At 35.6% G+C, this 14,016-nt stretch carries 9 protein-coding genes; 3 read left to right on the top strand and 6 right to left on the bottom strand.

Features of this window, described 5'->3' with window-relative positions; genetic code table 11:
* The first annotated feature begins 105 nt into the window (after window positions 1–105).
* Entirely contained in the window at window positions 106–5,052 is a 4,947-nt protein-coding gene (locus tag H0W64_04425) for a diguanylate cyclase (protein MBA3660948.1), read from the top strand.
* Window positions 5,053–5,132: 80 nt separating this feature from the next.
* On the opposite strand, the gene H0W64_04420 is transcribed toward H0W64_04425, so the two are convergent.
* Genes H0W64_04420 through H0W64_04410 form a run of 3 tightly spaced genes read right to left on the bottom strand, consistent with a single transcriptional unit; the run spans window position 5,133 to window position 7,514 of the window.
* A complete protein-coding gene (locus H0W64_04420) occupies window positions 5,133–5,945 on the bottom strand; it encodes a PhzF family phenazine biosynthesis protein (GenBank protein MBA3660947.1) in 813 nt (270 codons plus the stop codon).
* 19 nt (window positions 5,946–5,964) lie between these two features.
* Window positions 5,965–6,999, bottom strand: a complete 1,035-nt coding sequence (locus tag H0W64_04415; protein MBA3660946.1) for a GNAT family N-acetyltransferase — start codon at window positions 6,997–6,999, stop codon at window positions 5,965–5,967.
* A 17-nt stretch (window positions 7,000–7,016) separates the two neighbouring features.
* Window positions 7,017–7,514 (bottom strand): GNAT family N-acetyltransferase, encoded by a 498-nt coding sequence (locus tag H0W64_04410; protein ID MBA3660945.1) that lies wholly within the window; start codon window positions 7,512–7,514, stop codon window positions 7,017–7,019.
* Between the two features lie 233 nt (window positions 7,515–7,747).
* Between H0W64_04410 and H0W64_04405 the strand changes: the two genes are divergently transcribed.
* Window positions 7,748–8,899 (top strand): PQQ-like beta-propeller repeat protein, encoded by a 1,152-nt coding sequence (locus tag H0W64_04405; GenBank protein MBA3660944.1) that lies wholly within the window; start codon window positions 7,748–7,750, stop codon window positions 8,897–8,899.
* Between the two features lie 148 nt (window positions 8,900–9,047).
* Here H0W64_04405 and H0W64_04400 read toward each other — a convergent pair whose 3' ends face one another.
* The 3 genes from H0W64_04400 to H0W64_04390 all read right to left on the bottom strand — a co-directional run bounded on the left by H0W64_04400 (window position 9,048) and on the right by H0W64_04390 (window position 13,453).
* The gene (locus H0W64_04400) at window positions 9,048–12,113 is read right to left on the bottom strand and encodes an NACHT domain-containing protein (protein MBA3660943.1); all 3,066 of its coding nucleotides are present in this window, start codon (window positions 12,111–12,113) and stop codon (window positions 9,048–9,050) included.
* A 298-nt stretch (window positions 12,114–12,411) separates the two neighbouring features.
* Window positions 12,412–12,819, bottom strand: coding sequence for a hypothetical protein (locus tag H0W64_04395; GenBank protein ID MBA3660942.1), 408 nt, complete (start codon window positions 12,817–12,819; stop codon window positions 12,412–12,414).
* A gap of 94 nt (window positions 12,820–12,913) precedes the next feature.
* Entirely contained in the window at window positions 12,914–13,453 is a 540-nt protein-coding gene (locus H0W64_04390) for a cupin domain-containing protein (GenBank protein MBA3660941.1), read from the bottom strand.
* Window positions 13,454–13,655: 202 nt separating this feature from the next.
* Between H0W64_04390 and H0W64_04385 the strand changes: the two genes are divergently transcribed.
* Window positions 13,656–14,012 carry a hypothetical protein gene (locus H0W64_04385; protein MBA3660940.1) on the top strand — a complete coding sequence of 119 codons (357 nt, stop codon included), beginning with the start codon at window positions 13,656–13,658 and terminating at the stop codon, window positions 14,010–14,012.
* The last annotated feature ends 4 nt before the right edge of the window (window positions 14,013–14,016 follow it).

The raw sequence follows: 14,016 nt of genomic DNA, 5'->3' as shown, positions 1-14,016 counted from the left end.
AAGAGTCACAACTTTTTGGATTTAATCAAATGCTCATCCATCCATGGTAAAATTTGTAGATAAAGGGTTAATTTTTATAATATTTACAAGGATGATTTATAACCAATGCTTGCACTTGTTGGCTATCAAATTCTTGATCAGCTTTACAAAGGTAATCATTATATTGTCTACCGTGGTATCCGCCTCAGTGACAATTTACCTGTTATTTTAAAAGCATGTCGTTTTGAAAAACCTACGCTCGCCGATTTAGCTGCTCTGCAACACGAATTTCAGTTGCTAAAATTACTTAATGTCAGTGGCATTATTGATGTATATGAACTCATCAAAAATCAACATCAATTAGTATTAGTTTTAGAAGATATAAAAGGAAAATCTTTAACGCAATTTTTAGAAAAAAAACCAATGGGCTTGACTGAATTTTTTAAAATTGCTATTGATCTCACTGAGATTTTAATTAATTTACATTTACAGCAAATCATTCACAAAGATATTAACCCTAATAACATTATTATCAACCCTGATACCTTATCTATTAAACTCATTGATTTCAGTATTGCCACTCAATTATCGGAAGAAAATACAGAATATCTCCCAGTTAATAAGTTAGAAGGGACGCTTGCTTATATTTCCCCCGAACAGACTGGAAGAATGAATAGACCCCTCGATTATCGAAGTGATTTTTATTCCTTGGGAGTTACTTTTTTTCAAATGCTGACCGGTGAAACGCCATTTCATTGTGCAGATCAATTAGAAATGGTTCATAACCACATTGCAAAGATCGCACCTAATGTTTGTGAATTTAATCCAAACGTACCCAAGCAAGTCGGTTTAATCATTGCTAAACTGCTCGCCAAAATGCCAGAGGATCGGTATTTAAGCGCGGCTGGCCTCAAAGCCGATTTGACTAAATGCTTCATCCAATGGCAAAGCCATCAAAAAATAGACTTATTTCCCTTAGGTCAAGTCGATGTTCATGATCAACTTAATATGTCACATCGTCTTTATGGCCGCAAAGAACAACTTAATCAACTGCTAGATGCTTTTGAACGTGTTGGGAGAGGGGAGCCAGAATTATTATTAGTAACGGGTTATTCGGGAATCGGCAAATCATCATTAGTTCGAGAAATTCATAAACCTGTTGTGCAGAAAAAAGCATATTTTGTAAGCGGTAAATATGATCAATTACAGCGCGCAACGCCTTATAGCGCCATTATCACGGCCCTTGATGCTTTGGTAAAACAACTCCTTGCTGAATCGGAAACTAAATTAACCGCATTAAAGGAAAAATTGTTAGTAGCCCTCGGTGACAATGGCCAAGTGATCACTGATGTTATCCCTTCGGTTGAATTAATTATTGGCGCACAAAAGAATGTTTCGGCATTAGCTCCGATTGATTCACAAAATCGATTCATATTTACTTTTCAGCATTTTATTCATACTTTAGCGAGCGCTGAACATCCTTTAGTGTTTTTTTTCGATGATTTGCAATGGGTTGATAGCGCTTCATTATTATTAATCCAAAGTTTATTAACTGATACCAAGCTTAAACATTTATTAATTATTGGTGCTTATCGTGACAATGAAGTCAACGCTAAACATCCGTTAACCATTGCTTGTCAGGAATTACGCAAAGCGAAGGTCATTTTACATCAAGTTGTTTTAACGCCACTTACTCTCCATGATATACAACAATTACTTGCTGACAGCTTATTCTCTTCAATTTCTCGTATTGTATCGTTAGCGGATTTGATTGCTTTTAAAACCCAGGGCAACCCTTTTTTTATTAACCAATTTGTTAAAGATTTATATATTCGACATTTACTTAAATTCGATCATCATACACATCAATGGCATTGGGATATTGAAAAAATACAAGCGCAAAACATTACTGATAATGTTGTAGATTTATTAATTAGTCGTATAAAACTCTTAAGCCTTGATGTACAAAACATTTTAAAACTTGCTGCTTGTATTGGCTATAAATTTAATTTAAAAACATTAATCACGATTAGTGAAAAATCACCTCAAGCTGTCATGGCAGCGGTAACTACGGCGGTTGAAAATAATTTCATCATGCCTATCGATGAAACCTACCAGTCGAGCGCCCTAGTGAATGATTTAACAATGTTTCGGGAAGTTGATCTCAGTCAATTATGTTATCAATTTATTCATGATCGCGTGCAACAAGCAGCCTATCAATTAATTGCAGATGATGAGCGACAAACCTATCATCTGCAAATTGGGCGCCTATTACTTAAAGAGCATCCTTTAACGGCTAAAGATGATCTTTTATTTACCATCACGGATCATTTAAATGACAGCACGGCTCTCATTACCGATACTGATGAAAAAGTGCAATTAGCCACCTTTAATTTATGGGCTGGACAAAATGCCAAAAATTCCAATGCTTATTCGATTGCTAAAACCTACATACAGTCTGGATTAACTTTATTGACGCCATTTAATTGGTCTAATCAATATGATTTACTTTTTGCCTTAAAAAAAGAACTCGCTATTTGCCAATATTTAACCAGCGAATTCGATGCGGCGGAATTAACCTTTAATGAATTAGTTGCAAATGTCCATGATAAATTACCTGCTTTGGAAGCAACACAATTGCACTGCGAAATGCTTGCGACAATGAACCGTCATCAAGAGGCAATCAGGTTAGGGTTGGCGGCCTTAAAGCGCATCAATATCATTATTCCACTTAAAACAAATGATTTGCATATTTTGAAAGCCGTACTGAAGGTTAAATGGCAAGTGGGATTTAGCGGATTGCATAATATTGACTTGCAACCCATCACCTCAGCTAATTATGAAGCAGCTATCAATTTAATAACTCAACTCGCTAATAGCGCATTCATGAGTAACGCCAAATTATTTGTTTTGTTATGCGCAACGACAATGCATTTAAGCTTAAGGTGGGGGTATACCCCAGGCACTTCTTATGCATGTTTAGTCTATGCTTTTATGCTTATGCATGCATTGAATTGGTATGGAGAAGGGTTGGATTATGTCAAATTTCATCAAAAATTAATTGGTAAATATTCACAAGGATCTTTGAAAGGAAAAAATCATTTTATCTTTGGAAACTTTATTGCACCTTGGCGGTACTCATTAGCAACGAGCGAAAAAACTTTAATTCAAGCATCGCATGATACTTATGATGTTGGCGATTTAGTTTATAGTAATTATGCAAATTGCGGATTCTTATATTTGATTTTTCACAGTGGCCTACCGTTAAACGAAGTTGAGCGGCACCATCATGATGCCGTTATCTTTCTAACCAATGCGAAAATTAATGATTTTCTATATATTATAAAATTTGCTAATAATATTTGCCGTCATCTTAGTAATAAAAATAAAACATTAATTTCTGAATTAGATGTAAACGAAGCAACAATGTTATCTTGGAATAATAAAACCGAACTTAATCTTTTTTATACTTACTATACGAAACTTTGTTACCTTATGGGCCAATTTGATGCAGCACGCGCAGCAGGAATTAAACACGAACAATATTATGAAAATGGACTGGGGATGCTTAGTAATCTCGATGCGGCTTTTTATCATTGCTTATCAATAACTGCTAACCATTCGCGAGATAAAGTTTTAAACAATAAAACTTTAAGATTATTACACAAGCGGCTACACCGTTGGACTAAATGGAATCCAAATAACTTTGCGTCTTATTTAGCGCTTGTTGATGCAGAAATAGCTCGTATCAATAACCTGCCTTTACGTGCAATTAATAAATATAATCAAGCCATGGTTACGGTTAGTGAAATGAACAATATTGAATTACTAGCTATTGTTTATGAATGTGCGGGTCGGTTTTACCAAGAATACCATATGCCTATTTTTGCTAAAACCTGCATGCAGCATGCCTATTATGCTTATCAACAATGGGGAGCAATAACCAAATGTAAATTACTTGAAGATCAATATCCGGGCTGGTTTACTGAAGACATAACGCATAGTGATGCTGTTAATACGACATACACCACCACAGAATCTTCACTCACCAATATTGATATCTTATCCATATTGAAATTTACGCAAATTATTTCAGGTGAAATTCAATTAGACAAATTATTACAAAAGTTAATGGTCATTTTATTGCAAAATGCGGGGGCGCAGCGCGGGGCTTTATTGGTTAAAAATAATGACAATTGGCTCGTTGAAGCCGAAGGAAGCAGTGCAGAACAATGCGTTTATTTAACGCCAACCCAATTGATTACACAGCGTACCGATCTGCCTCTCACTCTTATTAATCTTGCAATTCGCACACAAGATTTGCTGATTATTCAAAGTCCTGAAGAAATTAATAGTATGACCGTAGAAGATCCTTACTTAATTACCGTAAAACCACAATCTTTATTAATCCTCCCTATCATTTATCAAGGTAAATTTAAAAGTTTATTGTATTTGGAAAATCGTATCACGAGTTATGCATTTACTAACGAACATGTACAAACCTTGAAACTACTTGCCTCGCAAGCCGCCATTTCATTAGAAAATGCTAGGTTATATTATCAATCAACCCATGATCCTTTAACTGGTTTAGCTAATCGTAATCTTCTTTATCAGGTTTTTGATTTAGTTTCGATTAAAGCTAAACGTAATCATACCCAGATTGCTATCTTATTTTTAGATTTAGATGGATTCAAGAAAATTAACGACACTTTAGGCCATGAAGTGGGCGACAAGTTATTGCAATACGTAGCCCAACAACTCAATGCCTGCATACGTGAAGGTGATCTAGCAGTGCGATTAGGTGGCGATGAATTTGTTATTATCATGGATGATATTACCCAAAAATCACAAATTGAAGTTGTTGCCAAAGGTTTATTAAAACGCTTTACTGAAACCATCTTGATTAATAATCATGAAATTCACATTGGTACGAGTGTGGGTATTGGCATTTATCCCGATGATGGTGATGATATTCAAACGATTTTGAAGTATGCAGATTCAGCACTCTATCAAGTTAAATCTCGTGGTAAGGGCCATTACCAATTTTATCAAACGGAAGACCAACTGCATTAAAAACGGTTGTTTAACATTTTGAACTTGTTGTTCATTTTAAACTATTTTTTCAGCTACTTCATGATCCGTTTTCAGATTTTTCAATTAATAAAAATAGCGCCTTGCATATACAACACTGCTTTTCCGCTAATCAAGATCCTATCATTTTGATAGCGGCAAAATATTTCACCACCTCGTGCTGATAGTTGTCTCGTATGTAATTCATTTTTATTCAAACGTTTAGCCCAATAAGGTGCTAATAAGCAATGCGAGGCGCCAGTCGCTGCATCTTCAAAAATGGTCTTTTTTGGATAGAACGTGCGAGAAACAAAATCCACCGTTTTACTTGGTGCACTCACAGTTATACCGAGATGCTCCAATTTTTTAAGAATTTGTATATTGGGCCTTAAGTGTTTAACCTCTTCTTCGGAATGGTAGATCGCAAGACAGCGTTCTTTTTTATGTTGATATATTTCATTGGGTGCAAATCCCAAACCTTCCACTAATAGGGGTAAGGAAACACTTTCAAGAGCCTTCGATGGAAAATTTAAAGTGATAAGATCATTGTTGCAAAACATGGGTAATTCTTCGATACGAGATCGTAAAATCACTTTTTTCCATGTAGGTTCAAGATAATTGAAAATAATAAAACTTGCTGATAAAGAACCATGACCGCAAAGGTCAAGTTCATATTCAGGTGTTAGCCATCGAATCTCATATTGATCTTCCACACGTACCAAAAACGTAGTAGCAGGTAAATTATTTTCTTTAGCTATAGCGTGAAGAGTATCATCAGACAACCATTGTGATAGAAGACATACCGCAGCAGGGTTTCCTGAAAAAACTTGATCGGTAAATGCATCTACATAATAAATAGGGAAACTTTCTATCAATTTATTTCTAAATTCCACCATAAATACTTATTCTCTTCAGTTAATTGTAGCTATCAAATTTGAAAATATTTTTTCGGCTATGATTAAAATGCGCTATATTGCATGTATATTCAGTGAAGTGATTCTGAGTAAAATTCTTAATAGTGGATCGCCAAAAACGATAAGCCCCTTCGTTACCTGGCATGACCATGACTTCCCACGTACCTGGAAATTTTTTAAAAGCTTGTTGCGCGACATAGCGGCCCAAGCCTTTATGTTTAAATTTACGTAAAATAAAAAATTGTGCCATATTGAAATCAATGTCAACACGACTCCCTTTTTTATCTACAATAACAAACCCTGCTATTTCATTTTTATAACGCACTATAAAAGGAAAACTTTTTTCATCCTGCCAATATTTTTTAAAATCAATACATTCAAATAAGCCATCTTCAGGAATTTCCCAACCTGCTTCATAACCCATATATTCACTCATGTCATAAACATAAAACCGCCCCATGTTTTGAATCACAGAATAATCTGCTAATGTGGCCGGTATCAATTCAATGTGTTTATAATCGGTATGAGGTTTATGAATTTCATACAAGGCGACGTCATTATTCCCATATAGCCTCCGTTCCTTGTAATGCATTTTTACTTTTTCCAAAACGTGTCGGGATCTATCGTTTTTTGGATTAATTACGGCTACTAGCTTCGTAACCGATAAATGTTGAAATCCCCAAGTAATCAATGCTTTTAACAATTCAGTTGCATAACCTTTATTCCATGCTGCTTTGATTAAAGCATATCCCACTTCAATGTCAGGCTGGGTATCATCATAGGCAAGAAAAATCAATCCCGCTCGCCCCACAAAAGCACCACTTTCTTTTTCAAACACATTCCCTAAACTAAAACCGTGCTTTTCTTGATGCATGATTGCTTTTTCAAGTCCCATCTGTACTTCAGCGGGATTACGCACGCCCTGGCCTACATATTGCATCACATCAGCATCGGCTTGAAGTGCAAGTAATTGATCAAAATCTTTAGCCGAGGGCGTGGTAATAATTAATCTTGGTGTTTCTAAAAAAATACTCATTTTTTTACTCATCATTATTATTCAAATAATAGGGCCATACTAATTTGATTTTCGTACTCTTTTCCAATACAGAGCGCATTGCGATGCAAACCTTCTACTACAAATCCCAATTTTTTATAGAGCTTTATAGCACGTACATTATTTTCACGAACCGTTAGCTCAATCCGAGTTAATCCTTTGGATTGCGCTTGATTAAGCGCAGCGCGCATTAAAGCCTCTCCAATGCCTCGGCCACGATAAGGAGCGATGACACCCAAACCTAGAGTCCCGGCATGAGCAAACACTGGACGATGAAGCGCAGTAATATCACACCATCCCACCACTTTACCCTCACATAACGCAATGAAATGCGGCCAATAACCTTGCAGATTTTCCAAAACAAAAGCACGTGCTTTGGCTTCTGAAGGCCCCTCAAGAAAAGCTAAATACTGTCGTTCTCTCGCCACGCTATCTAAAGCTGCACAGTAGCCTTCGAGGAAATCTAAAGTAATAGGTATAATTTGGTAATCGTGCATGGGAATACTATTCAAAAATTAAAAAATCATTATAACGAAAAGAAGTGGTGTTTTATCAAAAATATTTTTTTAACATTGATGCGAAGTTTGCACAGCTTGTATGCAACCTGACACCAGTATATTTTTTATAATTATAAATTAAAATTAAAAGTCTGCTTCAATATATTATTTTCTGCCCGCGCATATTCCTTTATACTCCCCGTCACTATTGATTCAATGGAATGAGGCAACTAATGCATAAAAACATCATTTATATCTTTTTGCTACTCGCTCAATGTCTTACCTTTGCCGATGCTTATTCCCCACCCGGATTACAAAAAAAATGGGAATATCTTAACGGCTATACTTTTTTTAAACCTATCTTTGGTAAAGATGGGACCGTTTACACTAACTCACCAGAGACTGATAGTAGTGAGCCCGCCCTCTATGCTTTCACCCCACAGGGAAAGTTAAAATGGGCACTTACCTTTCCCACCCCTAAGCTTTATGAATATTCCCGACCGATCATTGGTCATGATGATACGGTTTATATTTTAGGTTTACAGACACTTGAATCCTTAGCTATTTTACGAGCTATTTCACCCCAAGGAAAATTGGCATGGGAAAAGAAATTAGAAGGTATTAAACCTTATGATCAGGTCTATTTAAGCATGCGACCAGACCATACTCTCTTACTGATGAAAATGAGATATGTTGAACCACGTCGCCCTGAATCAACCTTAATTGCTCTCGATACAAACGGAAATAACAAATGGCAATTCACCTTACCCGCTGAAACTTTTTATGTCATTGGTAAAAATAGTGAAGTGTATATGGTTTGTTATAATACCGGTTTGATTTATCACTTATCAACAAATGGACAGGTTAAATGGATTTCATCTCCTATTCCTGATATTAAAAGTGCAGCGATTGCCGATGATGGCACTTTTTATGTGTTAACCGCGCATGAAATCTATGCTTTGGATCAACAAGGTCATACGCTTTGGAAAAATAATAGCATTGATAAATATGCGGATCATTCTCTCAAATATCTATCCACAATAAATAATGGCCGGATGTATGTTACCTCATATACTTCATTAAATGGAAATATCTCTGCAGTGGATACGTCGGGCAAAGAAATATGGCGTAAAACTTTTTATCAGCATAAACTGGGTCGAATAACCTTTGATAAGGATATTATTTATATCACAATCAAAAACCAGTGGGACCAAGTTTATCTTGCAGGATATGACTTTAATGGTAATCAAGTGTGTCAAAGTACACCCGCCCATTTTGTCCTCTCTGGCGTCACGATAGATCGTGAAGGTACGATCTATACAGGAGGCTCAGAAGAAACGAGGGGTGGATTAAGAGCGTATCTACCCTGCTCTGTAAGCAACTGATTATTCGTCACAAGAAATTTACTTCGACTGAAGTAAGTTGACCTCTAAAATCCACTCTTTCCTCTTACCCCTGAATAAGGGGGCAAGAGGGTTATGATTTTTTTATCAACACACGCTAACATATTGCAAGTATCACGTTCTGAAACGATCACGTGAACCGATAGCGTTGTTCAGAAATCGAAAGGCACTCATTGGGTTGTGAACTGTTGCAGCCAAATTCAGCCCCTATTTTTTTCATACTCGTCACGAATGCAGCAATATTGAATTGAGGCGTAAGAATAAAATCAGTATTGTTAATTTCATCTGAAATAATAATTTTATCTGATTTGCACAAGAGTGCAGCATTCGTTGCTAAAGCTTTATGGTAAATAAATTTTAAAATATTTTCGGTTGGGGTTAGGCTGTATACCGTAAGCAGTGAATTCAAGCTAGTAGATTTTAATGCTATTGTCCAAAGCTTTTTATCGTCAATATCTTCATAATTAAGTTTAGCCACTTCATAAGCAAAGTCATGCTGACCCAAAATGGTGATGGCATTGTTCTGGAGTGAATCACTGGTTCGTATTATTCCTAATAACAAATTAATGATTTGCGTATCTAACCTTAGTCCTGCAAAGGCGTTTAGAATCGATAATTTAATTTTTTCATGGAGCAACGAATTCGATAGAATTTTTATCAATTCATTCTTGATGTTATCTTTACTCGCTTCACTAATTTCGTAAGATTCAGGCGGGATTAATAAAGCTAAGGCGTCAATCAACAAACAGCCGACTTGTTGCCTTTGATTTGATATTTGCGTTACTACACTATCGAACATATCATTGCGTTCGCTAAGCACTCTTGCCAGGGCTGATTTTAAAACATAGTAAATATGCGGTGAAATAACTTCATGCTTAGGGAGCGTATTGTTTAGAAATTCAATAATGTTTTTTGCTTGCCTAAATTTACTGCGAAACGTTTTATATAATTTATCATCCCCCTCTTGTACATTTTCAACTTCATAGTCAATCATATCAGTAGGATTATTTTTACTTTTGTTTAAATTCAGAGTTGAGAAGGATAATAATGCCTCCAAACCTAATTTGGCGTATTCCTCAAAATCACCAAGTATATGTACCGCAAGAACAACATTCTGGTATTGCGTATCCTGCAACACTGTGCAGCATGCCTTTAGCATGGCCGGTGACTTAATTCGTAAATTTTTAATGGCTTGCAGGGCATAAAAGTGCACTTTTTCATCGTTATGCTTAAGTGAATTCATGAGACAGTCATCCAACGCATGACTGCATTCAGTAATCGCCAAGGTAACGATCGCCTGTAATGCAGCAGATTTCACCGCAACATCCTCATTATTTGCAGCAGATATAAGCTGCAAAATAATAGACTCATCTGCTGTCGGAATTTCACTCAATGCCTTAATGATCAGTATTTTAATTTCCTCATCATTTTTTTCTTCATTAAAGAGTAAAATTAATTGATCGGTTAACGCTTGATTACGTGATCCTGTTTGGCTTAAAACATTCAATGCTGAAAGCCGAACATCAAGACTTGAATTATGTAATGCTTCAATGAAAATTTCAGTAATGATTGATGATGCAAATACAGTAGTATTTTTTTTCAAATTGTTTATTAGATGAGTCGCACATTCTGGAACCATTACTCTTAAATTTTGTTGATTAAAGCCAAAAATGTTTATAATCCATGTGCGCAATTCATACAAAATAACATCTTTCTGCTGGGTTGTAACTAAGTCAAAGTTTTCGTTTAAACATTTCACGAGCAAAAGCAAGAGTCTAAATCCTATAATATCGTCTGACTTATCCTGCATCAGTAAATTTAAATAAGATTCTATTTGATTTTCACGGCTCATTAGCCCTGACAAAAATAGACTAACATACTCATTTTTATTCTCCCCTTGATGAGCTTTAAACTGTTGCCATGCCTTTTCACCTTCATCGAATTGACTTGCTAAAAATCTTGCTGTGAAAAACTCTTGTATACTTAAATTAACAAAACAGTATTCAGTCGAATGGCTAACATCTGCTCCATCCATGGGCATGAAAATTCCTGAACTTAATAAATCCTCTAGCGTGATGCCATTTGCTAAAGACTTGGAAATATCATCATGGGTAAAAATAGTATTTCCAAATGCATTAAAAGCAAGTGATTCGAGACAACTTATTATTTTTCCAACTTTTTCATGATCACCTATCACATTATCAATAATTTTTTCATATATTTTGGTGATAGTATTGGCAGTGAAAGGTTTTTCTGCATTAGCTTCTTTGTACCAAATACTGCATATCAATTCTAAGGTGCGAGGCGATGTTGCTATATCCCAGAGCGCCGGATATTTTTTTAGGAAATTCATTAATTGAAGTGGTTGGTTCGTTATCTTGGATAAATTTCTTTGAACTAACCTTTCGCTAAAACGTTTGATATATACTTCCACTTGTTCTGCATTTAAACCATTTAACAATAAACTTCGAGAATTAATTTGCTTTGAGCGGGTAGAAGCAGTAGGTTTTAAACTTTTTGAAAGTAATGGTTCTGTCCAGGGTCTTGAAGTTAAAACATAATGATGAGCTTGCGTAATCAACCACAGTCCAGCAGGAACTAAATCTGGTAATACTTCATCAAAACCATCAAATAGATATAAAACTTTACTTTGATCGAGCCGATCCCACCATGTTCTATACTCGATCGGCATTTTCATATCATTTGAAAAATGTTTACGATAAATTTCCTCATAGACAATATCTCGTAGGGTAAGCTTTTCCAATTGTTTGCGATTGTAATGTACTAACTTGCGAAGGGGTAATAAAAACACCCAATCAAATTGACTCGGTACTATCCCGGAATTTTTGGAGACCCATGATTTAGCAAGTAATTGTGAAAACATACTTTTACCCCCGCCCGCTTCACCAAAGAGTAAGACTTGCGTTGCAATACTTTGTTCCGAAGAGGAAGTCTGTTGCGGAAAATGCAAGATTTTGTCAATTTCCAGCACGGGAAGCTTTGCTATTTCATTATGATAAAAAGTCAAATTTACAGGTAAATAATCACGTTCAACATCGGTAATCATAGTAGGATAAATTGGATTGCTAACCAGCGGTTGGACTTGATAATCCTTCATCAGCCACTGACGCATCATTTTTGAAAATTCGATTTGATTGATAGCAATCGCTCTGAAAGTAGCTTCTCGAGAATCCAACGCAAATACTCCTGTAAATAGATGGCGCTAAATTTATATCGCATACGATAAAAATGAAAGCTTAATTCAATGAATAAAATGAAGTTTGGCGAGACACCGTAGGGAAGAAGTATTCATTAGGCAATTAATGTCAATCTGATTATTTTTTTAGTTATAAAATAACTTGAATTTAACTTAAACGGTATTGATTAAAAAAGATAGTCCTGAAAATAAACTTTATCTTGTAAGTATTTTAAAAATTAAAGCCGGAATTTCGTCCGGCTTTAACCATAGCACAATACTCAAAAGGTAAGATTATTTAATCAATAGTATAGGTTACATGACCTGGTAAACGGGTCTTATCTATAGAATAATCCCCAGCTCTTTCTAAATCATAGTGGTGACAGGCTAAATTTTTATTTTTTAAGTCATATTTAATTGAGACTTTTTTCGTTGGAACGGTTAATGAATGAAATTCAAAACTACCATTCATCGTTTTATCATCTTGACTTTTATTCACGGTAAAAACTTGCTCAACATGCGCATTCAACTTTTGGATTGTTCCAGGTTGAATTTCAGCACCCTGCAGCGCAATTTTATTGATAATTAAATCATCAGAAGAATTATTTTTTATTTTTATTTCAAACCCGTTACAAGGTACCGATGCGGCATGCGCAACACCGAAAGCCAAGAGGGAAGATAAGCAAATTAATTTATACATCTTCATCGTTACATCCTTTTATTTTATTAATAAGCCTCTATGCGAGGTTGTACATCCTAACATACAAAAAAAATATCTTCCACCCGGCGATGATTTATCATTAATCATACTTATTTTTCCAATAATTAAATAATAGACCCTGCTCACCAAAAATTGGATCTGTCTTTGGCAATGGTGTTGATTTAATATTATGATCCACTGCTGGATGCTCCTCTTTTTTTCCATAGTGCATGTCATAATCAATATCAAAAGGATACGCACCAATACACTTAAAGTTTTTTGAGGATTCAATATTTTTGTGTGCGACACCTACGGGAAAAATAATGACGTCACCTTGTGAAATACTATGTACTTTGCCATTGGGTCCACCGAGTTGCACTTTGCAATCTCCTTCATAAACAACCAATGCCTCGTGTGTATTGCTATGATAATGGTGATAATCATAAATGCTATTCACCCAGGTATTATGCCAACCATTTTGTTTTAAGAAATGTTGAATGTCATTGACGGTGCCTTTGTTTATCGCAATAATTTGTTTGTAAATTAATACAGGATAGTATGAATTATTCGGAAAATAACCATTTAAGGGAATAATTTCTGCAATAATGTTACCTGCAGTATTAGATTTAGTATCTTTCATCGGCTCGCCCTCCATCAATGAAGTTGGTTTGTTACCAGTTCCTACCTAGTTTTATTAAACTTAAATCCTTATAATGCGATTCCTGGAGATTATTAATCAAATGATTTTAAAGTAAGGCGATGCATCCTAGAATAATAGGCATTGCGTGATAGATTCAATCTTCAAAATTAAATTTACAACACATCATAAAAAGGACAGATCAATGATAGATGATGATGATTTTAATGAGTCATTCGAAAATACATATAAGAAAATGGCTGATACAGCTCAACGCTTGTCTCATAATCCTGTGGGGGTTGTTACTTGTCCATTTTGGCTTCCTGTTTTAGGATTAGGATTTGCGGGAGTGGGAGTTACTCACGCGCTTGCCTTTCTAGGGGCTATTCCTATATTACTTACTGAAAGAGCGGTAGACAAATTGAAAATAAAAATAGCAGATCATCAAGCTAAACCGGCGGATCAACATCACAGACATATTCATCGTTTTTTTGGCAGTAAGGAAAAAAATACTATTCGCTCTGAACCCGTTCATTCTAGTGTAAACGGTTCGAGACCCTAGGGGA

Source organism: Gammaproteobacteria bacterium (assembly GCA_013816845.1).
Taxonomy (GTDB): Bacteria; Pseudomonadota; Gammaproteobacteria; order DSM-16500; family DSM-16500; genus Aquicella.
The sequence above is the reverse complement of the archived record's forward strand: the minus strand, read 5'-3'. Positions and strand labels throughout refer to the sequence as shown.